Here is a 26,947-nt window from a genome sequence, read left to right as displayed (position 1 = left end):
CAAGTATAAAGCAAAATGGCTGCCCAAGGAAAGGGCAGCCTGTGAGACTTTAAGCGCGGTGTCTGGAGCGCAAAGTCCATATTTGATAGATCATCACCAAAGACATGAAGACAGTCAAGCCTGTAAGTCCGATCCAGCCAGCCATCAGGTATGGATTGGTAGCTTGCTGAACTGCTTCGCTAGTGAGATAATCGCGGAAATAATAGCAAGCAAAAACGGCAATGCTGATGAATAATGATAGGGCAAGGATACCTTGGACGAGCTTGCTTTTCGTCTTGCCAGCTTCCGCTTCATACTGATTGGCCCATCCGTCCTTTTTGTCATTGGAAAACTTTTCAGCCCAAACCTGTGTGAATGTCATCAGATTGACCCATAAGTATAATTCCGGACTGATCAACAGGAAAGCGAGGATCACGTCTATGGGTCGATGCATCGGTGTTTTCAGAGCCAGGATGGTGTTGAGCACAGAAGCGAGTGCAATCGGTATCAGCCAAACCCATGACCACATGAATTGATCTGTTGCGATGGCCGCCCCCAATAACAAAATAAAGATGACACGAACAAGTAAATCCATCATCGTTTTCAGCTGTGAACGCCATAGGTGGCCGGTATGTCTAGTCTTCATCATCAAATCACGATCGGTTAGCAGATTCACGGTTCCTGAGCTCCACTTCACGCGCTGGTTCCGGAAGGTATGATAAGAACGCATTGCATCGACAAAGCAGCGGGCATTCGGACTGATCAATGTTTTCCAGCCGTTTTTCTGAAGCTGCCACGTCAGCAGCATATCCTCGACATCGGTATCATTCTGCCACGGACCATCCAGCTTGTTGCTTTGCATCACTTCATATAGAGCTTCAGGACGAAAAAGCGTGGCTTGCCCACCCAGCACATAAGTACTGCCGCCGCGATATTGCAGACTGAGCAGCCAGCTTGCCATATCTTGCTTTTGCTGATGTGTCCACCATCTGGCCATGGCACCGCCGTATTCGCCGCTGGCAAGCTTTTCTTCATAATAAGGGTCGTCCTTGGACAGCAGGCTTTTCTTTTTTGGCATACGCATCGTATATTTTGCCATCACCCCGCCGATATTGCGGGAACTCATCAATCCGTCCCATAAGTGCTGCAGGGCACGGGGAGCCAGCCTGCTGTCGGCATCCATGCCGAGGACAGCTTTGACAGAGCGTTGATAGGCAATTTGGTAATCGGTCCGTTCCATTTCATAAATGTCCATGTTATCTCCATAGATGGCTTTCCAAACAGCGTTGAGTGCTCCGACTTTTCGCTGTTTGTTGTTTTCTGTTACGATGACTTCAATAGATAATCCAAGTTCCTCACCAGTTTCTTTTGCCACTTCTTCCGTCCGGTCCGAGCAATTGTCTGCTACAACGAAGACATCAAGATCGACTCCGCTTGGCAATACTTGCTCTCTTAAGCCTGTCAGGCAGTCGAAAATTGCTTTTTCTTCATTGTGGGCAGGAATGAACGCTACGATTCGCGGACGCATATACGTACGTTTGATACGCGGCAAAGCACGTGCATCCACACTGCCTGGAATTGTCATCATCTTTCATTTTCCTCCTTTTAATCTAACGAGCAGGCTTGCAGGGAGTTAACACGTGTTGTGAAAGATAATCAGAAAATAAACTGCTCTTTCTTTTGAACTGGTTCATAAGTCACATGATAGCATAGCAAAACCTTGTAGGAATGATGAATCGTTAGTCAAATAAAGGGAATATTCGCAGTAGGCACGTCAACTTATGTTGAATGTTGTGGGAATTATTTACAGTTCTAATTCTCTATATTAGAAGGGGTGGATAGGTAAATGGATATAAATGTACAAGTCATCGAACAGCGGATGCTTGAGAATAAGCAGTTGGATACGCTGGTTTTCGGAATGGGCTGCTTCTGGAGCCCTGAAGCTAATTTCGGCCAGCTGCCAGGCGTGCTCCGTACGAGAGTCGGTTATGCAGGAGGAACAAAACTCAACCCTGATTATCGCCAAATGGGTGACCATACCGAAACAGTGGAAGTTACCTTCGAACCGGATAGCATTTCCTTCGAACAGCTGCTCCGGAAATTCTGGAATGATCATAATCCGAATCGGCCCGCTTATAAAGAAAGACAGTATATCAGTCTGCTTCTATACCGAAATGCAGAACAGAAAACGATAATGGAAGCTGTGAAACGGCAGTTGGAAAATGAACGCAAAGAGCCGATTTATACAGAGATTGCGCCTTTGCACGACTTTACCGAAGCAGAACCGCATCACCAAAAATATTATCTGAAACGTTTTAAAAGGGCGACAGAGCAGCTGATGCAGCAGTTCCCTGATGAAAAAGCTTTCCATATGTCCGCCATTGCAGCACGTTTGAATGGTTTTGTCAGGGAATACGGTACCTTGGCATCCATCAAAAGTGAAATAGCTGAATGGAATATTTCTGCTGATGAGGCCATCGCAATTCAAAAGCTGCTGGATGATTTGAAGTGGTGATGAAAATTGTCTTACAACAGCATCTCCAAATCAGTCTGAACGGAAGCTGATTGTTTTTGAGGATTGCTTGAGCATGCAGATAACGTAATAGGGAAGCAACGTTGTCCATGCTCGAGTAACTGTATGTTTAGAAGACGAGCAGTATGCTGGCATTCAGGAAATTTCATATTCCAGAAATGATTATGTCGCTAACAGCGTACAGATCATTGCCTTTTCCTTCTAAATATCGTTAAATACTGGCGGAATGGGTGAAAAGGATGCAAAGACTTGAGGTGGAAACCTCTGCTGAATCGATATAGGGCATGATGGATGGCGGAATGCGCAGACAAAATATTGCAGCAGAAAACAGGCATGGCTAAGCACTATTAAAACTAGTGGCCATGCTATATATGAGAATGTCCGTAAAATTATAGTTAACTGCAAGGCTTATCACACCGAAGAACGTTCACTTTCGATATACTAATAAAGGAGATACATAACAAAACTGATGTAGGGGGATGGAGTATGTATAAGTTAGTAGCAATAGATATGGATGGAACATTATTGAATGATCAGCATGAAGTGTCGCTGGAGGTCCATGAAGCACTGCAGGAAGCGAAAAAAATGGGTGTGAAGATCGTTCTTTGCACGGGCCGCCCGATTCATGGTGTATACCGTTATTTGGAAGAGTTGATCTTGAATGAAGATGGCGATTTTGTCATTGCTTTCAATGGAGCTCTTGTTCAGAATGCCCACACGAATGAAGTAGTATCGCAGTTGTCCTTATCTTATGATGATTTCATCGATTTGCATCAGCTCAGCCTGAAGCTTGATACACCGATGCATTATTTTGATGCGGAGCATTTGTACACGTCGAATAGGGATATCAGCAACTATACCATTCTCGAATCCTTCATGACGAAGATGCCGCTTCATTACCGAGCTGTCGATGAAATTCCGCGTGATGTGCTCGTTCCGAAGGTAATGTACATTGATGAACCCGCGCGGCTGAGCGAAACGATTGCCAATGTACCGGATGAATGGAAAAAACGCTTCACAATGGTGCAAAGTTCACCGTATTTCTTTGAAATCCTGCACCCGGAAGCCAGTAAAGGAAGTGCAGTGAAGCAGCTTGCGGAACAGCTTGGAATCAAGCGGGAAGAAGTGATGGCGATCGGGGATAATGGGAATGATTTATCCATGATTCAGTATGCAGGCTGCGGCGTTGCCATGGAAAATGCCATCCCGGCCATCAAGGAAGCAGCTGATTATATTACAACTTCCAATAATGCACATGGTGTCGCAGAAGCAATTCGGAAGAAGATCCTAAAGGCGGGACAAGCATGATCGTTATCGGGAATGATGTACTGACAGTCGAAATTGCGGAAATGGGAGCAGAGATAAGAAGTGTACTGCATACGGAAACGCAGCTTTCTTATATGTGGAGCGGAGATGCTGCTTACTGGGGCAGGGTTTCTCCGGTCCTGTTTCCGATTGTCGGCCGCTTGAAGGATGGAAGTTACACAACAGAAGGCAAAACATACGAGCTTTCCCAACATGGTTTCCTGCGAGATGAGGTCTTTGAAGTAAAGGAAGCGCAAGCAGCTTCTGTTGTATTCTCCCTTGAATCAAATGGAAAATATCAAGAAGTATACCCGTATGAATTCCGAGTGGAAATTCGGTACTGGCTGCAAATGGATCAGCTGCATGTGGAGTGGCGAGTGTATAATCTGGAGACAGAAAAGCAGATGTTCTTTTCCATCGGTGCTCATCCGGCCTTTCGTTTACCGCTTAAATCTGGTGAGCATCCTGCCGATTATAAGCTGCATGTAAAGCCTGTCCAAGATGAGCAGGTCACCGCATATACACTGGCTGATGGATTGGTCCATGAAACAGCAGAGCCAGCTGTGCTGCCAGCCATGCCGATTCAAGCATCATTGTTTGAAAATGATGCGCTTATCTATGATCATATCGAGGAAGTCCGGCTCCAATCGAGCGAGGGGAATGGTGTGTCGGTTTCCTTGCAGGACTTTCCTTATGTCGGTATTTGGTCCAAGTATGATGATGCATCGAAAACGATTGCGCCTTTCGTATGTATCGAACCGTGGTTCGGAATCGCGGATACAACAGATTCGACAGGTGTATTATCGCAAAAGAAAGGCATACAAAAGCTAGATCCAGAAGCTGTTTTCATGACTTCTTATCAGATGACCTTCTTCTAAGGCAACGGCCGCTTCTACCGGAAGCGGTCGTTTCAATAGGTTTGAAAGAGACGAATCATGGTAAACTAGCTAGTATCATCAGAAGGTAGGTACAACAAACAGCATGAGTTTTTTTACAGCATTGTTCGTTTTATTACTGGCAGTCCTTATTTCCACTGCGGTAAGCAAAATATTGCCACTGCCGCTGGCATTGATCCAGATAGTCTTGGGGTTGGGTGTATCTTTACTGCCGCTTCATGTTTCCTTGGAGTTCGAGCCAGAATTATTCATGATTTGTGTGATCGCGCCGCTCTTATTCAGTGAAGGGCAAAAGGCTTCCAGGAAAGAATTGTGGCAGCTGCGAACGCCGATTATCCTACTCGCCTTCGGACTTGTATTCCTCACAGTCGGTATTGGGGGATATTTGATCCACTGGCTCATTCCATCCATGCCGCTGGCAGTTGCATTTGCTTTGGCAGCGACGATATCGCCGACGGATAATGTAGCGGTAAAATCGATAACGCGCGGCTTGAAGCTGCCGTCGAATGTGATGCCGATATTGGAAGGAGAGTCCCTGCTCAATGATGCGGCAGGTATCGTATCTTTCAAAGTAGCACTTGCTGCCGCGCTGACAGGAGTGTTTTCATTCGGAGGAGCTTCTGGGCAATTTTTATTCGTTTCGATAGGTGGTCTGGTGATTGGTGTAATAGCAGGGTATGTGATTGTCACGCTTCGGCTGCAGCTGTTGAAGCATGGTTTCCAGGATGATTCCATGCTGATCGTATTGCAGGTGATGACGCCATTCTTCCTATATGTATTAGCTGAGGAAGTGCATGTTTCCGGCATACTCGCTGTCGTAGCCGCCAGCATCATCCACGGTATTGAACGTGATCGTCTGCAGCAGACGACAACCAAGCTGCAAATATTGTCCAGCAATACGTGGACAATCGTTGAATATGTATTGAACGGTCTCGTATTTGTACTTTTAGGATTTTTGCTGCCTGAAGTATATCGAGGGATTCAGGATACAAATGAAATCGGCATGGGCAGGTTATTCGGAGTCATCATCGTCGTGTTCCTCGCTTTATTCATCATTCGGTTTCTATGGGTGTACAGTTTGTATAAGCCGTTCACGGTACCACCGAAAAATCGGATGGAGCGCTTTGTGGCAAGAAATAATCAACATAAAGCGGAAACTGTGGAAACCAAAAGCACTGGTCGCGCTTATTACGCGCTTATCATGGCGATAAGCGGGATTCACGGTACCATCACGCTGGCAACTGCTTTGTCCATTCCATTTTATCTTGATGATGGTTCGCTGTTCCCGATGCGCAACACCGTGCTATTCGTAGCGACGGGCGTCATATTGCTCAGCTTGGTATTCGCGGCTATGGCATTGCCCATCCTGATTCAAAAGCCGGAAAAAACGGATGACGGACTGCTTTCCTTTAAAGAGGCATATCGTCTCGTATTGAAGCAGACGATCAATTCGCTTCAAGTTGACGCTGTCAGGGAAACGCAGCTGGCTGTTAACTTGGTTGTCCGTGATTTGGAGGAACAGCTGATAGATTTGGAAAAAGGCATATTGCAAGATCCGAACAAACAGACGATACAATCCTTTATCAAAGTCGGCAGGGAGGCAGAACGAAAACGAGTCGAAGAGCTGGCGGGTGGAGATGGTGTATCTGAGGATGCTTATCAGTTGTATCAGGTGCTCATGACTCAGCCGGAGCAATATCTCGCTCACACTACTTTCAGCAGGTTCAAACGGGCCTTCCAAATTGCCAGGATACGCCGCAAGTTCCGGAAGCAGTGGCGAGAAAACTGGCAGCAGCATGCCGAGCAGGTTCTCAGTGAAAATCCCGAGGTAGAGAATGAACTGAAACGTTTGCGGACGGCAGGAGCACAAGCAGCCATTGATGCTATCCGGGCAAAGACCGATACAGCAAACCGTCATGAAGCCTTGATCGTGACGCAGCTGTACAATAAGAAGCTAGCCGGACGTTACCGTTCGCTTGAAAGCGACGAAGCTTTCCAGGAACAGCTCCATAAATTCCGGATGCGCGCAATCAGGCTGGAGCGTGATGCCATTCATGAATATGTGCTAGACGAACGTATATCTGTGGCGACAGCAGCTAAACTAAGAGAAGCTGTCACTTACGATGAAATGGTCGTTTTGAGTGTGGATTCTTCCCACTGACCGGCAGCCTTGTCTTTCGTTGGACAAGGCTGTAAAATTGGGACTAGTAGTGTGAATATTGCTAATAGATTTATTTTTAATGTGGTTCTACGTATTCGACAATTAATATGGCATAATAGGACTCGTTGTGAAAAATATGTTTTACTTTGATGATTGACATCGTCGCATTTGTGGCTATATACGCGAAAGGGGAACAACATGAGTTATATTATCGGCATCATTGGTTTATTTGTGTTTCTAGGATTGGCTTGGATCGCTAGTTCCAATAGAAAAAAGATCAAGATTCGTCCGATCATCATCATGATCGTCTTGCAGCTTGTACTTGGGTACATTTTATTGAGCACCGAAGTGGGTAATATTTTGGTGAAAGGAATTTCAGACGGTTTCAACCTTTTACTTAAATATGCCGCTGAGGGAATCACTTTCGTCTTTGGCGGGTTGGTGAATTTCGAAGGCTCTGTATTCTTTATGAATGTATTGCTGCCAATTGTATTCATCTCGGCATTGATCGGTATCCTTCAATACTGGAGAATCCTCCCGTTCATCATCAAATATATCGGTCTTGCACTGAGCAAGGTGAACGGCTTAGGTAAACTGGAATCTTATAATGCGGTTGCATCGGCGATTCTGGGACAGTCAGAGGTATTCATTTCCTTGAAAAAACAGCTGGCTTTGCTCCCGCGTCATCGCCTGTACACACTATGTGCATCAGCAATGTCCACGGTTTCCATGTCCATCGTTGGATCATATATGACAATGCTGGACCCACGTTATGTTGTTACAGCGCTTGTACTGAATCTATTTGGCGGATTCATCATCGCCTCCATCATCAATCCTTATGAGGTCGATCCAAAGGAAGATATGATCGAAGAAGAAAAAGGCGAGAAGCAGTCCTTCTTCGAAATGCTCGGTGAATATATCATGGATGGTTTCAAAGTAGCTATCGTCGTAGCTGCTATGCTGATTGGTTTTGTAGCACTTATCGCGATGATCAACGGTATTTTCTCTGGAATCTTCGGTATCAGCTTCCAGCAGTTGCTTGGCTATGTATTTTCTCCATTCGCATTCCTTATGGGTGTGCCTTGGGCGGATGCAGTTGATGCAGGAAGCATCATGGCAACGAAGATGGTATCAAACGAATTCGTCGCTATGCAGGACCTATCCAGCGGAGCTTTTGCTTTCAGTGATCGTGTTACTGCCATCGTTTCGGTATTCCTTGTCTCCTTTGCGAACTTCTCTTCCATCGGTATCATTGCTGGTGCGGTGAAAGGGTTGAATGAAAAACAAGGGAATGTGGTAGCGAAATTCGGTTTGAAGCTGCTTTACGGAGCTACTCTTGTCAGCTTCCTATCTGCAACGATTGTTGGTCTATTAATGAGATAAATGAGAAGGACATCACGGTAACGTGGTGTCCTTTTTTTTGTTACTTGACGTAAATAAATATCTAAAATATACTTACTTACATAAAGTAAGTAATGAGGGGGAGCCTGTATGCATTACCAACAACCGCCGCAGACTTATATTGGTCAAGTGAAATTACGTGTGGCAGATTTGAAACAATCTGTTGCTTATTATACGAAAATCATTGGTTTAAAAGTAATGAAAGAAAGCCAAGGTGAGGTATCATTAGGGACTGGAAGTGAGATTTTACTGTACCTAGCGGAAGAGCAGGGACTAAAAAGAAAACCGGATCGTCATGCTGGCTTGTATCATTTTGCCTTGCTGTTGCCATCCAGGGCGGATTTGGCTGATGTGGTGAAATTTTATGTGATGAATCGAGTTCCATTCGGAGCATCAGATCATGGAGTAAGTGAAGCAATATATTTAAATGATCCCGATGGCAATGGTATCGAGATATATGCTGACAAGCCTGATACAGGCTGGACGTGGATCGATGACGAGATTCAGATGACAACAGACCCGCTTGATGGCGAAAATTTATTGAAAGAAGCGTCGGATCAAGATTGGAATGTCCTGCCCGAAGGTACGGTTATGGGGCATATCCATCTATACATGCGACATCTCGGAGAAGCAGCAGCTTTTTATAATAATCTGCTTGGTTTCCAGACTGTCGTTTCAAGTTATCCAGGAGCTTTGTTCGTTTCGACAGGCAGCTACCATCACCATATTGGATTGAATACATGGCATGGAGCCAATGCACCGTCGGTAAACCATGATGAAGCAGGTATGGATTGGTTTACGATCAATTATCCGAGCGAACAAAAGCTTGTGGAAGCGGTTGGAAGAGCAGAAGCGGCTGGAATACCGATGACAAAAGAAAACAATATCTTTATTTTGAAAGATCCAGTAGGGTCGGAAGTAAGATTGACTGTACATCGATGAGGAAAAAGCACACAATGGCAGCTGCTGTTGTGTGCTTTTTTCATTGTGTGTCATAATAATAGGAATGACTAAAAAAGGAGCGTAAGGATGAACGAACTTTTACAGAATTTGAATCCATTTCTTCCAGGGGAAGTGCAAATTATAGAGGATGATGGTCTGTTGCGCCTTATGACGGAAGATGGGAAGCCATGTGGCATAGTTGATGTGGACGAAAAGGGACAGCTTATAGGTTTTGATTTGCAGATAGTGCTTCCTGAAGGGGAAAAAACGGATGCTGAGGCGGTTGCTGCCCGGTTTTCTTCGGTCTTTTATCCGGAAGCAAGGAATGTGCTGCAGATAGAACAGATGGAAAACATATTCGTGATTCAGCTTTCCGAGACAGATCCCATTCATCAGCTGCCGATTCCAAACACCGGTTTGACCGTTGAAATCCACGAATCTGGTATTGTGACTGCCGCACAATTGTATCGAAATGCGTATACGCTAATCGAAAACGCTGATCCGATGCTTGTAGCGGAAGCAAAAGAAAAACTGCTTGCCGAAGCGCCTGTCATGCTGGCGGTTCAACGAGACAAGTTACAATATAAGCTATCAGACCAAGTTATCGGTGTGCATACAAACGGAACAGTACTTTACACGGATTTCCCGCCGGAATTGACAGATATCAAGATGGACGGAGAGCACAAGGATTGGCGCAGCTTGATGGGGATGACCGAGGATTTCGTAAATTATCATGATGAAGATGGCATGCAGCTATGGGCGGAAAAGCAACTGCTAAACCAAGCTGCAGAAGACATTTCCGATCAAATAGCAGTCCGACAGAATGAAGATGTCCTATTTTATTCCGGTGCGACACCATGGAAAAAGGGCGTCAAAATGAGGGAAGATGAGCTTGAACAGCAAGCTATTCAATTTCTGGCAGCAGTTTCAGAACAGCCTATCGGAGAGTGGAAGCTTGCAGGGTCACTGTTGGCGCCGGATGCTGCTATCGAGGATGAACTGGAACCGGCATATGTCTTCCTGTTCACATATACGAAAGAAGGCCTTCCGGTTGATGGAAAGGAAGCCAGCATTCACGTTGGGATCTATTCCGGCCTAATCAGGGAGTGCATCATCGACCGTGTGCCCGATGCTGTTACCGCAATCAAGGAACTGCCATCTCTTCAGCAAATGAAACATCAGATCGGCGATTCACTGGAATTGCAGCTTGCATGGGCTCCACTACAAGAAGAACATCACTACGAGCTAGTATATGTAATTAGAAAATAAAGACTAAAAAAAGGTTTCCAGCGACCTGAAAACGGTTACTTATAAGAGCCTGACCAAATTTGCAGGCTATCTTACATAAAGGGTGATCGCATGTTCAGTGTTGGAGAAATTATCTTTATTTTGGTGTCTTGTGCGTTTTTCATGGGATTGGTTGCTGTGGTTTCTTACTACATGACTAAAGGGCATGTCAGCACTGCAGATGAATACTTCCTTGCAGGTCGTGGATTGACTGGTGTTTTCATTGCAGGGTCCTTGCTGCTGACGAACTTATCGGCAGAGCAGCTGATCGGCTTGAATGGACAAAGTTTCACCAATAATATGTCGGGCATGGCGTGGGAAGTGACAGCTGGCCTTGCAGCAATCATCATGGCGATCTTCCTACTGCCGAAGTTCCTTGGCATCGGCATTTCGACCATACCGGAATTTTTGAGCAAACGTTATGATGAAACCGTCAGAAGATTGACCGTCATTTTGTTCCTGCTCGGATACATGTGTGTGACGATTCCTTCCATGCTTTACTCCGGCGGTGTATCCGTCCTGCAGTTGTTCGATCTTCCGGAGCTATTTGATATTACATATACACAAGCATTATGGCTGACAGTATGGTTCGTCGGTATCGTCGGTGCCGTTTATGCAATCTTCGGCGGTCTGCGGGCTGTTGCGGTTTCCGATACATTGAATGGCATCGGATTGGTCATCATCGGTTTCCTGGTCCCGATACTTGGATTTATTTTATTGGGTAATGGAAATATGGTGGATGGGATGAAGCATATCGTCCAGAACAGTCCCGAGAAACTGAATGCAATCGGAAGCAGTACCGATAATGTTCCATTCTTCTCCATCTTTACAGGCATCATCTTTGCCAATCTTTTTTATTGGGCCTTGAATCAATATGTCATCCAGCGTGCTTTAGGTGCCAAGAACTTGGCAGAGGGTCAAAAAGGTGTTCTATTTACAGGCTATCTGAAGCTGTTGGTTCCGATTTTCATGCTCATACCTGGTATCATCGCATTTCACTTGTACGGTGATTCCATTCAAAATGGGGATCTAAGTTACCCGACATTGGTGGGGGATGTGCTGCCAGTATGGATGCTCGGATTTTTCCTTGCTGTACTATTCGGGGCAGTGCTGAGCAGTTTCAACTCTATCTTGAACAGTGTCGCTACCTTGCTGGTACTGGATATCTACCAGCCAGTATTCGACCCCGATGCTTCTGATGAAAAGCTGATCAAGGTCAGCAAGGTCCTTGGTATCGTCATTGCCCTCGTGTCCTTCTTCGTTGCACCATTTCTCATGTATGCACCGGATGGTTTATGGAATCTGATCAGGCAGTTTACCGGATTCTTCAACATTCCGATTCTTGTTATCGTATTGATGGGGATGATTTTCAAACGTGTGCCAGCTTCAGCTGCTAAAGTGGTGATCATATTCCATGTCCTTGCTTATTATATGATGGTTTGGGGTTTCAGACAGATATTCGATTATGATCCGGGTATAAATTATATCCATGTATACGGAATATTGCTGGCAATCGAGGTTGTATTCATGCTCATCATGGCAAAAGTGAAGCCATTGAAGACGATCAAACCAGTCTTTTATGCCGAAAATGGCGAAGATCATCTCGTTCCTTGGAAACACGCCATCCCTGTATCCATAACATTGATTTTTTCCATCGTCATTTTTTATGTCATTTTCTCGCCGATTGGACTTGCTTACGAAGAGGCTGCTGTTTCCAACTGGTTCTGGCCGGTCATTGGCATACTCATCGTGACGAACATCATTCTTTATATCGTTTCCATCAAAGTATGGAATCAGAAATATCATGAGTACGTGGAAAAACAGACGGAAACCGCACTGAAAGCGCGTGCCTAAATGATCGATAACGAAAAAAGCCACTCGGATGAGTGGCTTTTTCCTATTTGCTGAGCACACAGCAAAATAAAACAGAAATATTTTGGGGGTATCCTGTTTGTAAGATATTCTAACAGAAAAAGCAATGGCATGCAAAATATTTGTTAAGATTTTGTAAAGCTATTCGGCTGTTGAGGATGTACTTGTCTCAAAATACTATCCACTGTATACAGGGGACGCTTTTTTACCTCGGCAAATATGGTGCCAATATATTCACCGATGATTCCGATGGCCATGAGCTGCAATCCTCCAAGCAGCCAGATGGAGATGATCAAGGATGTCCAGCCGGCATCGGGATTGCCGAATATCTTTTGGATGGCTGCATAACCTGCTGCCAGGACACTGATGAAAAACAAAGCAAAGCCGACCGCCGCAATGAGTCGGATGGGCGCAACACTGAAAGATGTGATGCCTTCAAACGCGAAACTGAGCATTTTTTTCAACGGGTATTTTGTTTCACCGGCAAGCCGCGGTTTTCGTTCATATGGCACAATATCTGAACGAAAGCCAATCTGCGGGATGATGCCTCTCAAGAATAGTTTTGATTCGCCATAGCGGCTCAAAGCGGTGAGGGCGCGACTGTTCAGGAGCCGATAATCAGCATGATTGGAAATCAGCCGAATCCCGAGCATCTCCATCATCCGGTAGAAAAGTGCTGCGGTGTTACGCTTGAAACCAGTGTCGGATGTACGGTCGTCCCGAACACCATAAACGATTTCATACCCTTCCAAGTAACGGAGAACGAAGGTGCGGATGACAGAGATATCGTCCTGTAAATCGGCATCCAGTGTAATGACACAATCGGAATACGTTTTGGCATGCAGCATGCCGGCAAGCAGTGCACGCTGATGACCTGCGTTGGCAGCAAGCTTGATTCCTGTAACAAACTGGTTGGCCATATGCTCGATTTTAATCAGCTGCCACGTATCATCTTTGCTGCCATCGTCCACAAATAGGATGGTACTGGCAGACGATATCAGCTGTTCCTGCATCAATGCTGCCAAAGTGGATGTAAGCTTGGAACAAGTATCTGTCAGGATTTCTTCTTCGTTATAGCAAGGAATCACCAATGTGAGTACAGGCAATGAAGCAGTCATGTTCTCCCTCCTTAAGATTGCACATGATATAGATGAACTTTCCAAGCGGAGTCAGGGTGGTCGAAGCTCCGTTCATATTCCAAATCATTGGCAGCTGCATTTTCTATCAGGACAGATGAAAAGATGTAGGTGCCACCCAGTTTGCGCAGGGCATTCGTATCCAAATCGAGATCCTTGATCGTACGGTCGGTATTTTTACGGAAGTCATAGTGCTTTCCGAGTTCAGCAGAGAATATATACAGCCGGCTGCCCCACTCATCAAAATAGCGCCGCAGTTCCTTGTTTTTGGCCAATTCATCTGCAATGATGTCGCGAAAGCGGTGCTTATAGCTGAGCGGGATGATGTTGTTGTATGTATCAACTGTATAAAAACCGTTGTATTGCGCGACGGCCGGATGTAAGCCGATGCTTGCCACCTTGTACGTATCTTGCGGTGCTCCGATATAATCGCGAATTTCCTGAAACTGTTCCGTTGCATAAAAGGCCTTGACTGAAGGTGTTTTCTTATACAAACCATACACGATTTCTTCATTGGAAAAAGCCAAAACGACAAGCTGCAGACAGAGGCAAATATAAACAAAAGCCCTGACGCTTCGCTTACCCAGCTGCCATAGCAAATAACACGCCAAGCCGAAACTTGCATAGATGACAAGCGGGCGAAGAAAGTGAAAGCGAGCAAAATTGAATGCCGACAGCAAATCGATATGTTCCTTAGGCATGGACCAAATTTTATTGAACCAAAGCGCGTACCAAAACGACAAAAGCAGATTGAATCCAGTCAAACCGAGATATATTTTCATCGGTCTCGTTCGCTGCCGGCTGAAGAGCACCAGCAGTAAAGTAAGCAACAATACAGGCAGGATGATGAAAGTATGCAGCGTCATCACATGATTATGCCCCAGCAGGAAGTTCTTTAAAAACAAGTGCAGCGTCTGGGTAAAGTCCTGTCTGGATGAGACAAATTCAACACGATGCATAGTTTCGGAGCCAGCAATCATTGTGTAGACCAGCCGGTAATCGGTGGCCAGGAATAAAGCGGTCATCCAGATGATGCTACCAAGGAAACGGAGATGAAGCCTGCGATATCGAACAAGATCAACTAGCCAGATGAGTCCCATCAGCACCAGGAAGAAAAAGAAACCCAAAACGAAACTCGCATACAGCGGTAGCAATGTAATCGCAAGCCAATGTTTCCAGTTTGCTTTATTTTCCCGGATGGAAAGGAAGGCCCACAATGCCAGAGGATGGCCCATGGTGCTAAGCATGCCGGATGGCCAAAATGGTGTCAGGGAAAAGGCCAATGAAACGAGAGCAGCGATCCAATGCGCTTTGATGTTTCGGATGATATGTGTGCGCAGCAGTAAGTACATCCCAAGAAAAGCTACCAATCGGGTGAGGAGCTGACTGATTGCGTAAGCAGTCATTGTCGAAAACCAAGAATGCAGCCAAACGATGAGCGTCCATTCTGTGCCAAGTGCATCGCGTGGCAGCCCGCCGATGATCTCCGGTATGACAGCATGAACGCCGCCAAACATCTGCCCGCTATCTGCAAGGACTTTGTACCATGCAAGATTGGAGTCAAGGTTATCGTGCACGCGGATGTGGGCATCGTTCCCGAGCAGGAAAAGGGGAGAAACGAAGAGCAGTATCGCTGCTATACAAAGCATGATGACCTTTCTGTCTGCATAATTCCGCATCATTCCCACACCCTCCCGAAATATTGCTGTTAGTATGCGGCATGAGCCAATAAGCTATACAAAAAAATACCCGGGATATTATGCATCCGCGGGTATTCTGGAAATATAGGATCTTTCAAATTCTGCTTGAGGCAATGGCTTGGAAAACAAATAGCCTTGTACCTCCGTACAGCCAAGCTGGCGCAGCTCATCCAGCTGGGCTTCGGTTTCTACACCTTCTGCAATGGTATGCAGCTTCAGGTTTTCAGCGAGTGACTGAATGGTGGCTACGATTGTTTGGTCATTTTCAATATGTTGAATGAACGTTTGATCAATTTTAAGAATGTCTACTTGCAGCTTATCCAAATAATTCAACGAACTATAGCCTGTTCCAAAATCATCGATACTGATCCTGACACCCGTTTCGCGCAGCTTCTGCAGGATGGTATTGATTTTCGCCTCATTCTGCATGACCACTCGTTCTGTGATCTCAAGCTCCAGCATGCTGCCATGCAGATTGTAATGTTCCAGCTTCTCTCGGAAGAAACTGGCGAAATCATCTTGCAAAAATGTAATGACTGACACGTTGATCGATATGCAGGGAAGATGGATTTCGTCTGTTTCCTCCTTCCATTTTGAAAGGCAAGCCATCACACGCGCAATGACACTCCGTTCGATCGGAACGATCAATCCGCTCTCCTCGGCAATCGGAATGAACACATTCGGCGGTATGAAGCCGCGTTTAGGATGATGCCAGCGCAGCAGCACCTCCGCACCGCTTATTGTACGGGAAATGCTATGGAACTTGGGCTGGAAATACAAGCTGAAGGCCTGTGCGTCGATTGCTTTTTGCAGTTCATGTTCAATTTCAAAGCGCCGTACTTGTTTCTCAGCCATACTTGGATGAAAGAAGGTATATCCATTTCCGCCATTTTCTTTTGACTGATACATCGCTATGTCAGCATATTTATAAAGATTATCCACATCTTCTGCATGCTCAGGAAAAGAAGTGATACCGATGCTTGCCTGAAGGACAAGTTCGTAATCCCGAAGCCGCATCGGCTTTCGGAATTGCTCCACAATGGCTCCGGCAAGCTGAATCGCAGTTTTTTCTGGTACGATGAGCAGAAACTCATCTCCACCGACCCGGCTGACGGTTCCTTTGCCATCAAGGATGTTTTCAAGCCGCGCAGCTGTCTCTACCAGCACCTCATCGCCAAAGGAATGTCCAAAGATATCGTTGATTCGCTTAAACAAATCATAATCAATCAGCAGGATACTGAATGGGGTGGCTTTTTCTATGTATGTCTTAACTTTCTGTTGCATCAGACGACGATTCGGCAGTTTGGTCAAGTCATCATGATAAGCTAAAAATTCAATTTGCTTAGCTGTTCTGATTGTATGCGTAACATCCTTGATCACAAGAAAATAGCCGACGATATGGTGCTTCATGACGGTTGGGATGCCGGTTATGTGCACATTCAGCTGTTTCCCGGAATCTTGCAGCATTTTCGTATCCCATTGATGCGTCCTGCCGCTGGTCAAGATGGATACACCGTAATGAAAAGTTTCCTTATCGGGAAACAAACTTGCTGCCTTTAAAGGGACGGCTGTTTTTCCCTCACAGCTGAATAAGCGATAGCTCTCTTTGTTGGCATGCTGGATGGTGCCATCATTGCTGACTGCCAGGACGGCCGAGGGATTATCATTGAACAGGGTTTGGTACAGCTGATGCGTCGACAGGAGCGCCCTGTTCCGATAAAGCAACGGTATCACCGTCAAGATAGTGTTCGTAATGACAACGAAAGCTGTGGGAATCAGAAAATGTGCATAATGGGTAGCCGATGAATCATAGGAAGTGAAGCTAGCAAAGATGCTGTAGCCAAGCCCCGTGATAGCCACCCCGGACATCGCACTGCCGAACCATAGCAGCATTTTGCTCCATTTCAGCTGCTTCCCATTAGTATACATATTAAGAAAACGGAATAAGGAAAAGACGATCGATTGTGTCAATACAATCGATATGAATACCTCGATGAAATGAATATTCAACAAGGACGGGTACAGCAGTAAAGGTGTAAGCATATGCAGCAAATAAATGAAAAAGGCCAATATGAAACTGATCATCAAGTCATACTTGGTATTTCCGATCGGATTGCGAATCACTCGTAATACCACACCTCCGCAAATGGAGCTGACGAGGAAAAAGATGATGAAGAAAATCGCAGTGTTATGCTGGTCAGGACCTGCATCTATGGATAAGGTGAAAGAATAGGCAGCCAATACAGCACTGATACCGCTCCCAAGGGAAACTGCGGTCACTTTCCAGGCATCCACAGCAGTCCGCATCATTTGCTGACTTACATATAATACAAGCCTTGTGAGCATCCCCAAAAGCACGATGCTGGTGATGGTATAGAGCAGATGAATGCCCGGAATATCAATGGATGACAACGTTTTTCCTCCTGTAGTAAAAGTAAGGATTACCTGTATTGGACAGGCATGGTAACATAAGTTTATCAGATAAAATCGAATCATGGCGCAAAACATTCACTAACTGCAATCTAGGAGGAGATTTCTTTGTACAAAACGAAAAAAATGCTGCTGCTCGGATCAGGGGAACTGGGGAAAGAGGTCGTGATCGAAGCGCAGCGGCTCGGTTTAGAAACGATCGCAGTCGATCGGTATGATGGAGCTCCAGCAATGGCTGTGGCTGACCGCAGCTACGTCATCGATATGCTCGATCGAGACAAGCTTAGACAGATTGCAGAATGGGAAAAACCAGATTTCATCGTTCCGGAAATCGAGGCAATTGCTACAGATGAATTGGTGGAACTGGAGAAAGAAGGCTATCACGTCGTGCCGACTGCGAAAGCGGCACAGCTTACGATGGACCGGGAAGGCATTCGCCGGTTTGCAGCGGAAACATTGGATATTCCAACAGCTGACTATCGATTTGCCGATACATACGAAGCATTTCAAGCAGCAGTAGAGGAGATTGGCTTTCCCTGTGTGATCAAGCCGTTGATGAGTTCTTCTGGAAAAGGGCAAAGTGTCTGCCGAAGCACAGAAGATATGGAAATAAGCTGGAAAATCGCCATGGAAGGAGGAAGGGTGCAAAAGCCGCGCATCATTGTAGAGGAATTCATTCAATTCGATGCGGAAATCACATTGCTGACGGTCCGGGCGATCAATGGTACATTCTTCTGCGACCCGATCGGTCATGAACAGGAAAAAGGTGATTATATTGCCTCGTGGCAGCCACATCAGCTGACAGAAGATCAATTGGAACAAGCGCAGGGAATAGCAGAGCGGATCACAACAGGATTGGGTGGTTACGGTATATTCGGTGTGGAGCTCTTCCTTGCAGGTGACCACGTATACTTCAGTGAAGTATCTCCGCGTCCTCATGACACCGGCATGGTGACAATGGTGACGCAGCAGCTATCGCAATTCGCCCTGCACGTACGCGCGATTTTAGGTTTGCCGATCACAGAAATCAAGTCTGTCCGGCCTGGGGCCACAAGTCCATTGAAAGCAGAGGAAACTTTTGATTCGTATCATATTACGGGTATGGGAGAAGCATTACAGGAACCGCAAACGCAGATTCGTGTCTTCGGTAAGCCAGTTACAACAGAAGGACGCAGAGTTGCAGTAGTGCTATCGACTGCTGATACGGCAGAAGAGGCACGCGTGCGTGCTGAACGTGCGAGAGGCAACCTTCAAGTGGCGGAACACGATGAATTATCATAATCTGATTTTTCGAGCTGTCACAAATACGGATAATGGTGAAACTTCCAGTGAAACGACCTTTCATTATCAGCAAGAAGGCCAGATTCTTACCGCAGCTTACAGCGGCGGAACGATTCTGGAGGGCAGATTGATCGGCATAGTGGAAGAAGATGGCAAGCTTCGTTTCCGCTATCATCATATCAATGATAAATACGAGCTGCGGAGCGGGCAATGCGTTTCGATACCAGAAATATTGGCAGATGGCCGGGTGCGGCTGCATGAACGGTGGCAATGGATGTTTGATGATGATTCTGTTGGGGAGTCCATTGTGGAACAGGTAAAGGTGTAGAAATTCCCGATTTCCTGGATTTTTGAAACCCAATGAATGCTGATTCGTACGAAAAGCAACATAGGAGAGGAGTGAAGTAGTGATGAAAAATACTTCCATTTTCCTGCTTGTGATTTCTCTTCTCTTCATGGCAGCATGCAGTTCAAATGAAGCTTCAAGTGAAAAGACTGCCGCAAAAGAGGCGAATAAAGAAACAGATAAGACAGTGGATATAAGTGCGATTCAAGAAGTCAGTACAGAGGGATCACTGTCGGCTCTGAAAAAACAGCAGGGTGGAACAAAGACTTCCGATATTTCGATTGAAGCGGATACAGCTGAAAGCGATGGAGAAGCAGAAGTTGAGGATAGCATACAAGCTGCCATTCCAGCTTTGAAAGAAACAATCAAGGAGGATGATAGCCCGGAAACAGTGCACAAAGCTTTGATTGCTGCATTAGGAAGTCCGCATTATGAGCAAACGATTCAGGAAGCAGAAGAATTGGTACCTGCATTTGAGGATCCATATCTGCCAAAACCTGAAGCAGAAAAAAGTGCAAATGCATCATCATCTGAGATCGAGAATAGCATCATTCTGCTGGATGCTAGCTCCAGTATGCTTCTGGATGTCGACGGCGAGCAGAAAATGAACGTAGCCAAAGACGCAGTCAAGAGCTTCGCAAAATCTTTGGGAAGCACTAGTGATATATCCTTGATTGTATATGGCCACAAAGGTTCTGAGTCTGATGCAGATATGACTGAATCTTGTTCAGGTATTGAAGAGGTTTATGCCTCAGGTGCTTATGACAATAAGAAATTCAGTGAAGCAACAGACCAAATCGAAGCTAAAGGCTGGACACCACTGGCAGGTGCGATTGAATCAGCTGCCAAGAAAAGCAGCTCGATGAATGGCGCCACTGCAATTTATATTGTCAGTGATGGCAAGGAAACTTGCGGCGGTGATCCTGTCAAGGCGGCCGAGCAAGCAGCTTCTGATGAATCCGGTGTTGTTAATGTGATTGGTTTCGATGTTGATGAAGAGTCGGAAAATCAGCTGGCTGATGTTGCGGAGGCTGGCAATGGCAATTATTACAGCGCTGATAGTGCGGAGGATTTGCAGACTACCATTGAATATGAATGGCTGCCATCAGATATAGACCTGGCGTGGGCGCCGGTCAATATACCGCCGAATCCATGGGAAGTACTTGATGAATATGAACGGCAGCGCGAAGTACTGGGCAAAGTAGAGAATATAATGGCAAATGAAGAATATCGTTACGAAGCTGCACTTATCGCACTTAATGAGGAAAATGTCATTTCGAAAGAGACGAGTGACAATGTGAAACAGCTTGCCGAGGATCGTTTTGATGCCGCTGAAGAAGAATTGAGCAGCTTGGAACAGAGTAAGATAGATGCGGTGAATGAACGTAAAGAAGATATCCGCAACGAGGTACTGGCATGGGTGGAGGAAATGAAGGGTTTGAAGGAAGAATCCTCTTGAATGTGATAGATGGGCACGGAGCAAGGAATTGCTTCCGTGTCTTTTTGTTGTTCAAGGAGAATGACAGCTGATTTTATTACGGATGGTATTAACTTTTCGAGCAGGAACTTTGTGACAAAGAAAAGGCACTGTTATTTTTTTGTAAATAAGCCTGCAGGCAAACGAGCATACGGTATAGTGGAAGAAAAAGGAGGTTTCCCATGGAAAGCAAACATTTGAGGCAGACACCCGAGCAAAGCAGGGGATTGGGATTTCTATTATCCTTGCCAATTTTGTCGTGGGCTTTGTATGACTTTGCCAATACGATTTTTTCTTCTAATATCACTACTGTCTTCTTCCCATTTTATGTGACGGATACAATCGGGACGACAGCTGAAATGGAGCAAATCGGAAATGCACTCATTTCATATGCAAACGCACTGGCTAGCTTCTTTCTTGTCATATTTTCACCTTTATTCGGAGTCTGGATCGACCAGACCGGTTATAAACAGCGCTATGTCATTCGTTTTGCAGGTGTTTCGATTTTATGTACAGTGCTGATGGGGCTGTTTGCAGGCTGGAATTCGGATAGCATGCTGTGGGGGCTGCCAGTTCCATTCATAGCCACGGTCCTGGTATTTGTACTGGCAAAGTTCTTTTATAACAGCAGTCTGATTTTCTATGATGCGAAAATGAGTGATTTGGTTCCTAGGAGCCGTCTGTCCACATTATCCGGATTCGGGGTGGCTATCGGGTATATGGGGACCATCGTTGGCTTGCTTGCTTATTTCTTGATGGATGAAGGGTATGAATATGTCTTTCTGGCAACTGCAGGTCTATACCTCATCTTTTCATTGCCTATGCTATTATTCCTGAAAGACAAGCCGCAGGGGGAGAACCATGCGAAAATCAATATATTGGCAGGTTATAAAGAAATCATTGCCACTTTCAAAGAAGTACGGCGGCATCAATCCATTTTTCGGTTCATGATTGCGTATTTCTTTGTGAATGATGCGATAGCCACAACGATAGCTGTAATGAGTGTATACGCAATAACAGTAGTCGGATTCAGTTCCGGGCAGTTCATCCTTCTTTATCTTGTATCCACCGTGTCTGCCATCATAGGTTCATTTTGCTTCGGGCAGATTGCCAACAAAATCGGGGCACATCGTGCTTTCTCTTATGTTGCATTGATCATGGTGGTTGCATTGACTGTCGGGGTGGTATCTGCTGCTCAATGGATGTTCTGGATTGCAGGAGGTCTATTTGGAATAGCACTTGGATCGATTTGGGTAACATCGAGGATATTGATCGTGGATTTATCACCTGCAGAAAAACAAGGTCAATTCTTCGGTTTGTTTGCTTTCTCGGGGAAAGTATCGTCCATCATAGGTCCGGTGATTTATGGAAGCATCACGCTTGTACTGAAGGATTACGGAGATTTGGCAAGTCGGGCTGCCTTGACTTCGCTTATCGTACTTACACTTATCGGCCTGCTTGTCCATACAATGAAAAATAAAAACGACAGCAAAATGGCAGCGCGCTAACGCGCCTGCCATTCTTCCAGTGAGTCGACGAAGATGCCGGAAAAATGTACGCTTCTTGCGATATTTAAAAGCTGCACTTTCGCTAAGATGGAAATTGGATTGATGATGACAATGTGACGGAAATTGAGCTCATCAAATAACTCAAAGGCATCAGCGATTCGATAAACCAGATCCTGCTTTGTGACGTCATAATGGATGAGATCCATGATCAGAACATATTCGGAAGTCTTGATGGATCCAAATGTCTCATAAAGTGTCTCCATGAATGACGTGGATTCCTTATTTTTAAAGAAGCCTTCTGCTGTTATGTGAAGAACTTTTTCTTTTTCATCAATTTCAAATTTATACATGCTGAATTACTCCCCAAACTTCATTCCTCAACGGGACTTAAGCGTACTAGCTTTGCAGAATCATGTCAATTAACCAATGCCTTTTGTAAAGAACGTTCCATTTCTATTTAAATCCAATTTTTTATGAATATTATACCACTCTTTTTTTCTTTTTGAAGGTGGCTCCATTCTCTTAAATCAAAGAATTGAGTTCATTCGCTTGTGTATCTAAAGTTTGTGCTGCTTTTTGGAGGGTATAAAGTTCTTCTATAACCTCCTGTACACGTGACTTTCCATCCATACTCCTATACTGCGCCTCTTTTGTACCAGCTTCTATCTCTACGATATAACCATTCATCTTACCGATATTCTCTTGGGCTTGTTTCGTTGCATCGCTTGCCTGTGAAGCTAATTTTCGTACTTCTTCCGCTACTACATTGAAAGCTCTGCCATACTCTCCTGCATGAGCTGCTTGAATGGCTGCATTCAGCGCTAGTAGGTTCGTTTGGCTCGATATATCCTTGATTGTATGTACAAGGCTTTGTATGGATCCTGCTTGCTTGATCAAAGCTTGGGTGGCATGAATATTATTCTCTGCAGCCTTGACGATGGAATCGATGGATGAGGCAGCTCCATTATTCTTTTCAATGCCGGAGTTAGTGCGCTTGTTAAGATCTATAGCCATTTGCTGCAGATCAGAGGTGATAGATTTTATCCCGGTTTCCCTCTTGGTAATGTCAGTGGCCACTTTCAAGACGGCTTGTACAGTGCCTTCATCCTTGTGAACAGGCATGTATGTGGCTTCCAACCAAATTTCATCTCCGCTTTTGGCAATCCGCATGATCTTATCCTGAAATGACTGTCCGTTGCGCAGCCTCGTCCAGAATTGTTCGTATGCGCTGCTGTGCACGAAATCCGGTGCGCAAAATTGCCGATGATGCATACCAGGCAATGCATGCTTTTGATAACCTATTGTATTGGCAAAATTATCGTTTGCCCATAAAACCTCGCCAAAAGGTGTAAATTGAATCATTGCTAAAGACTGTTCCGCTGCGTATAAAACAGCGTTGCTATCTAGGACTTGGGTCGTTGTTGATTGGTGGTTGATGTTTATTATGATCTTCTCCTAACTTAATGAAGCTAAGTATTTATACCCAAATAAAGTTCAAATAAACACCTTTCAGCGTACACAAAAGGGACGTTTCGATGGATATAGTATTTAGCGGCATAGGAGCTAGAGCACATATCATGGGAATTTTTGTATCCGATGCTATTTCCAGTATGCCATAGTCTCTGATATACTAGCTAGCAATAAATTTGCCGCTAAAGAGGTGGGAATGGAATGGCCGATGTGCTGATGTCGATGAAGAAGGAAGATAAGGATATGACTTTCAAGCAGGGCTTCAAAGACTGTATTCCGACATTGCTGGGTTATGTCAGCATCGGAATTGCAGCTGGCGTCGTAGGAGTCGCAGCAGGACTTAGCGCGCTGGAAGTTCTGCTTTTGGCAGTGCTCGTGTATGCGGGGTCGGCTCAATTCATTTTTGCAGCATTGGTGCTGGAGGGTAGTCCAGCTGCGGCAATCATTTTAACGGTTTTCATCGTGAATTTACGGCACTTTTTGATGAGTGCAACGCTAGCGCCTCATTTTACGCGGTATTCTGTTTGGCGGAATATCGGTATTGGTGTGCTGCTGACAGATGAAACTTTTGGAGTTGCGGCCGGCAAGATACAGCAAAAGCAGCAAATGAGCGCAAGCTGGATGAATGGGCTCAATATCACCGCATATTTATGTTGGATTGTTTCTTGTGCAGCAGGTGCTGTATTCGGTGACTGGTTGTCCAACCCGGAGATGTTTGGACTGGATTTTGCACTTACTGCTATGTTCATTGCGTTGCTCGTGCTGCAGCTCGATGCAATTGAGAAGTCAAACATAGGACATTACATGCGATTGATAGCCTGCGTTGTTTTATTGATGATAGGTTTCTCGTTTTTCATCAGTTCCCATATGGCGGTGCTGGTGGCAACGATCATAGGTGCAACATTAGGGGTGGTGACCGAGAAATGAGTATTTCTCTATCTATGCTGCTGCTGATTACAGCCTGTGCAGCAGTGACGATCTTGCCGCGTGTCATCCCGTTTTTGATTATCCGGAATCTCAAGCTTCCGGTGCTGGCCATGAAATGGCTGTCTTACATACCGATTTGTATACTGACAGCACTTGTAGTCTCAAGCGTTCTTGGAGAAGGCGGAGCTTTGTCTTTTGATTGGTTTGCAATCATCGTCATGATTCCTACTATCTTATTTGCTCTGTGGACAAAGAGTCTGCTTTTTACAGTCATAATAGGTGTAGTGCTGATGGCCGCCATGCGCTTTTTCGCAGGTTGAGGAATCAATGCCCCCAATATATCAGCTTGAAAAACCCGAATGTGGATGGATATCCCTGTTCGGGTTTTATTTTCTGCAAAAAATTAAGATTAATGTGAATTTGGACTGATTACATCGTCAGGGAAGGGTACAATACCAAAAGGATGGGGATAGGCTCTTAGTATCCATTTCAAAATAAGAATTCCAATAAAGCTACAGTTTCAAATTCTGATTTTGAGTATGCAGTCCTCCAAATTACGTTCGATTTCTGTGTAAAGAGGGTATTAGTTTTCTGGGATGGCTTTTAATGAAATAAAAATGGTTTCCTTCAATTGAAGAATCACTGCATGCCTTCGTAAAATAACGTTTATACTAAGTTTCGCCGGGATATTTAATCCTGATTAAATCACTCAGACTTTTTTCTTTACTTTTGCGGATGATGGCCTTAAACTGGTGAAGTTAAAATTTTATAGAAAAGTGGGATTGTTACATGAAGAAAGCATTATTAGGTCTGCTATTTATGTCGATATTTGCTGTTCTTGCTGCCTGCGGGAACGGAGATGATTCTGCCTCTGATTCCGGTAATAGCGGCGATTTATGGCAAGAAGTTCAAGATAAAGGTGAAATAACAGTAGGAACGGAAGGAACGTACGCTCCATTTACTTTCCATGATGATAATGGGGAACTTACTGGTTATGATGTAGAAGTTATGAAAGAAGTCGGGAAGCATTTGGGACTTGATGTGAAATTCGAAGAAACACAATGGGATTCCATGTTCTCTGGTTTGAACAGTGCGCGCTTCGATGTAGTAGCCAACCAAGTAGGTAAAGGCGAAAATGATGAACGCGTCGGACAATATGACTTCTCCGATCCTTATACGAAATCCCAGTCTGTTGTCGTGACTGCTGCGGATAACAATGATATCAAAGCAGTCGAGGACGTAAAAGGCAAGACATCTGCCCAATCCTTGACTAGTAACTATAATGCGCTTGCAGAAGATGCTGGTGCCAAAATCGAAGGTGTGGAAGGCTTGGCGCAATCCATTCAGCTGATTGAACAAGGTCGTGTCGACCTTACATTCAACGATAAGCTTGCCGTACTTGATTATCTAAACAACACAGATAAAGATGCACCAGTCAAGATTGCTTTTGAGACTGGCGAACCTACCGAAACATACTTCACTTTCCGTAAGGATAGCGGAGAAATCGTCGATCAGTTCAATAAAGCACTTGATGAGATGCGCAAAGATGGTACATTAGCAGAAATCTCTACGAAATGGTTTGGTGAAGATGTTAACAAGTAATATGGTACTCGGCGGGATTGTCATCCCTTGGGAGCTATTGCAGCAGTCATTCTGGCCGATACTGATCGAGGGGATCAAAGTCACGATCCCCTTGACTCTTATTTCATTCTTTTTTGGTATCATCATTGCACTCATCACGGCACTGGTAAGGATTTCGAATATCAAGCCTTTGCGGTGGATTTTTTCTATTTATGTATCTGCGATCCGCGGTACTCCGCTGCTTGTACAGCTATTCATTATTTTCTACTTATTGCCGGAACTGAATATCATGATCGATCCATATCCGACAGCGATCATAGCCTTTTCCTTGAATGTCGGGGCGTATGCGTCTGAAATCATTCGGGCATCCATCCTTTCTGTGCCTAAAGGGCAATGGGAGGCAGGCTATACTATCGGGATGACCTACCGGAAAACACTGTTCCGTGTCATTCTGCCGCAAGCGATGCGGGTTTCCGTTCCGCCTTTGTCCAACAGCTTCATCAGCTTGGTGAAGGAAACGTCACTGGCATCCCAGATTCTCGTAACGGAACTATTCCGTAAATCGCAGCAAATCGGTGCTACGAATTTGGATCAGATCGTTTATATCTATATTCTGGCTGCCTTCATTTATTGGATCATCTGTTTCGTCCTGTCGCTAGCTCAGAATCGACTTGAGCGCAGATTAGATCGCTACACAGCAAGGTAAGGAGGAGCA

At 45.1% G+C, this 26,947-nt stretch carries 22 protein-coding genes; 16 read left to right on the top strand and 6 right to left on the bottom strand.

The window, feature by feature from the left end:
* Nucleotides 1-49 precede the first annotated feature (49 nt).
* On the bottom strand, nucleotides 50-1,567 hold the full coding sequence (locus SFC66_RS03495; RefSeq protein ID WP_411217314.1) for a glycosyltransferase family 2 protein: 1,518 nt from the start codon (nucleotides 1,565-1,567) through the stop codon (nucleotides 50-52).
* Between the two features lie 258 nt (nucleotides 1,568-1,825).
* On the opposite strand from SFC66_RS03495, the gene msrA reads away from it, so the two are divergent.
* The 8 genes from msrA (at nucleotide 1,826) to SFC66_RS03455 (ending at nucleotide 12,358) form a co-directional block, all read left to right on the top strand.
* Nucleotides 1,826-2,494: a peptide-methionine (S)-S-oxide reductase MsrA gene (msrA, locus tag SFC66_RS03490; RefSeq protein ID WP_411217313.1), complete on the top strand. Its 669-nt coding sequence runs from the start codon at nucleotides 1,826-1,828 to the stop codon at nucleotides 2,492-2,494.
* Between the two features lie 504 nt (nucleotides 2,495-2,998).
* Nucleotides 2,999-3,820: a sugar-phosphatase gene (gene yidA / locus SFC66_RS03485; protein WP_411217312.1), complete on the top strand. Its 822-nt coding sequence runs from the start codon at nucleotides 2,999-3,001 to the stop codon at nucleotides 3,818-3,820.
* Nucleotides 3,817-4,695, top strand: coding sequence for an aldose 1-epimerase family protein (locus SFC66_RS03480; protein ID WP_411217311.1), 879 nt, complete (start codon nucleotides 3,817-3,819; stop codon nucleotides 4,693-4,695). The genes yidA and SFC66_RS03480 overlap by 4 nt, the downstream gene beginning before the upstream one ends.
* 103 nt (nucleotides 4,696-4,798) lie before the next feature.
* Nucleotides 4,799-6,874 (top strand): Na+/H+ antiporter, encoded by a 2,076-nt coding sequence (locus tag SFC66_RS03475; protein ID WP_411217310.1) that lies wholly within the window; start codon nucleotides 4,799-4,801, stop codon nucleotides 6,872-6,874.
* Between the two features lie 198 nt (nucleotides 6,875-7,072).
* Nucleotides 7,073-8,257, top strand: a complete 1,185-nt coding sequence (locus tag SFC66_RS03470) for a NupC/NupG family nucleoside CNT transporter (RefSeq protein WP_411217309.1) — start codon at nucleotides 7,073-7,075, stop codon at nucleotides 8,255-8,257.
* A 108-nt stretch (nucleotides 8,258-8,365) separates the two neighbouring features.
* The gene (locus SFC66_RS03465) at nucleotides 8,366-9,217 is read left to right on the top strand and encodes a VOC family protein (RefSeq protein ID WP_411217308.1); all 852 of its coding nucleotides are present in this window, start codon (nucleotides 8,366-8,368) and stop codon (nucleotides 9,215-9,217) included.
* Between the two features lie 87 nt (nucleotides 9,218-9,304).
* On the top strand, nucleotides 9,305-10,486 hold the full coding sequence (locus SFC66_RS03460) for a hypothetical protein (RefSeq protein ID WP_411217307.1): 1,182 nt from the start codon (nucleotides 9,305-9,307) through the stop codon (nucleotides 10,484-10,486).
* Nucleotides 10,487-10,576: 90 nt separating this feature from the next.
* Nucleotides 10,577-12,358, top strand: coding sequence for a solute:sodium symporter family transporter (locus tag SFC66_RS03455; RefSeq protein ID WP_411217306.1), 1,782 nt, complete (start codon nucleotides 10,577-10,579; stop codon nucleotides 12,356-12,358).
* Nucleotides 12,359-12,501: 143 nt separating this feature from the next.
* Here the strand turns inward: SFC66_RS03455 and SFC66_RS03450 are convergent, their stop codons facing one another.
* From SFC66_RS03450 to SFC66_RS03440, 3 genes are all read right to left on the bottom strand, one after another.
* Nucleotides 12,502-13,494 carry a glycosyltransferase family 2 protein gene (locus tag SFC66_RS03450; protein ID WP_411217305.1) on the bottom strand — a complete coding sequence of 331 codons (993 nt, stop codon included), beginning with the start codon at nucleotides 13,492-13,494 and terminating at the stop codon, nucleotides 12,502-12,504.
* Nucleotides 13,495-13,505: 11 nt separating this feature from the next.
* Nucleotides 13,506-15,194, bottom strand: a complete 1,689-nt coding sequence (locus tag SFC66_RS03445; protein WP_411217304.1) for a DUF6044 family protein — start codon at nucleotides 15,192-15,194, stop codon at nucleotides 13,506-13,508.
* 75 nt (nucleotides 15,195-15,269) lie between these two features.
* Entirely contained in the window at nucleotides 15,270-17,624 is a 2,355-nt protein-coding gene (locus SFC66_RS03440; RefSeq protein ID WP_411217303.1) for a sensor domain-containing protein, read from the bottom strand.
* A 126-nt stretch (nucleotides 17,625-17,750) separates the two neighbouring features.
* Here SFC66_RS03440 and purT point away from each other — a divergent pair, with 126 nt between their 5' ends.
* The 4 genes from purT to SFC66_RS03420 all read left to right on the top strand — a co-directional run bounded on the left by purT (nucleotide 17,751) and on the right by SFC66_RS03420 (nucleotide 22,254).
* Nucleotides 17,751-18,923: a formate-dependent phosphoribosylglycinamide formyltransferase gene (gene purT, locus SFC66_RS03435; protein ID WP_411217302.1), complete on the top strand. Its 1,173-nt coding sequence runs from the start codon at nucleotides 17,751-17,753 to the stop codon at nucleotides 18,921-18,923.
* Nucleotides 18,910-19,251, top strand: coding sequence for an avidin-fold protein (locus tag SFC66_RS03430; RefSeq protein WP_411217301.1), 342 nt, complete (start codon nucleotides 18,910-18,912; stop codon nucleotides 19,249-19,251). Before purT ends, SFC66_RS03430 begins: the two co-directional genes overlap by 14 nt.
* Nucleotides 19,252-19,333: 82 nt before the next feature.
* Nucleotides 19,334-20,728: a vWA domain-containing protein gene (locus SFC66_RS03425; RefSeq protein ID WP_411217741.1), complete on the top strand. Its 1,395-nt coding sequence runs from the start codon at nucleotides 19,334-19,336 to the stop codon at nucleotides 20,726-20,728.
* Nucleotides 20,729-20,928: 200 nt separating this feature from the next.
* Nucleotides 20,929-22,254: an MFS transporter gene (locus SFC66_RS03420; protein WP_411217300.1), complete on the top strand. Its 1,326-nt coding sequence runs from the start codon at nucleotides 20,929-20,931 to the stop codon at nucleotides 22,252-22,254.
* Here SFC66_RS03420 and SFC66_RS03415 read toward each other — a convergent pair.
* Both SFC66_RS03415 and SFC66_RS03410 read right to left on the bottom strand, forming a co-directional pair.
* Nucleotides 22,251-22,604, bottom strand: coding sequence for a hypothetical protein (locus SFC66_RS03415; protein WP_411217299.1), 354 nt, complete (start codon nucleotides 22,602-22,604; stop codon nucleotides 22,251-22,253). The two genes, SFC66_RS03420 and SFC66_RS03415, sit on opposite strands and share 4 nt — an antisense overlap.
* Before the next feature lie 172 nt (nucleotides 22,605-22,776).
* A complete protein-coding gene (locus SFC66_RS03410) occupies nucleotides 22,777-23,691 on the bottom strand; it encodes a methyl-accepting chemotaxis protein (protein WP_411217740.1) in 915 nt (304 codons plus the stop codon).
* Nucleotides 23,692-23,925: 234 nt separating this feature from the next.
* On the opposite strand from SFC66_RS03410, the gene SFC66_RS03405 reads away from it, so the two are divergent.
* The 4 genes from SFC66_RS03405 to SFC66_RS03390 all read left to right on the top strand — a co-directional run bounded on the left by SFC66_RS03405 (nucleotide 23,926) and on the right by SFC66_RS03390 (nucleotide 26,938).
* Nucleotides 23,926-24,651: an AzlC family ABC transporter permease gene (locus SFC66_RS03405; protein ID WP_411217298.1), complete on the top strand. Its 726-nt coding sequence runs from the start codon at nucleotides 23,926-23,928 to the stop codon at nucleotides 24,649-24,651.
* Nucleotides 24,648-24,971, top strand: coding sequence for an AzlD domain-containing protein (locus tag SFC66_RS03400; RefSeq protein WP_411217297.1), 324 nt, complete (start codon nucleotides 24,648-24,650; stop codon nucleotides 24,969-24,971). The genes SFC66_RS03405 and SFC66_RS03400 overlap by 4 nt, the downstream gene beginning before the upstream one ends.
* A 469-nt stretch (nucleotides 24,972-25,440) precedes the next feature.
* Nucleotides 25,441-26,253: an amino acid ABC transporter substrate-binding protein gene (locus SFC66_RS03395; protein WP_411217296.1), complete on the top strand. Its 813-nt coding sequence runs from the start codon at nucleotides 25,441-25,443 to the stop codon at nucleotides 26,251-26,253.
* On the top strand, nucleotides 26,240-26,938 hold the full coding sequence (locus SFC66_RS03390) for an amino acid ABC transporter permease (protein ID WP_411217295.1): 699 nt from the start codon (nucleotides 26,240-26,242) through the stop codon (nucleotides 26,936-26,938). The genes SFC66_RS03395 and SFC66_RS03390 overlap by 14 nt, the downstream gene beginning before the upstream one ends.
* Nucleotides 26,939-26,947 lie beyond the last annotated feature (9 nt).

It is taken from the genome of Terribacillus saccharophilus (assembly GCF_046592895.1).
GTDB lineage: Bacteria > Bacillota > Bacilli > Bacillales > Amphibacillaceae > Terribacillus > Terribacillus saccharophilus_D.
Note: the sequence above shows the minus strand (reverse complement) of the source record. Positions and strands in the feature narration are given on the sequence as shown.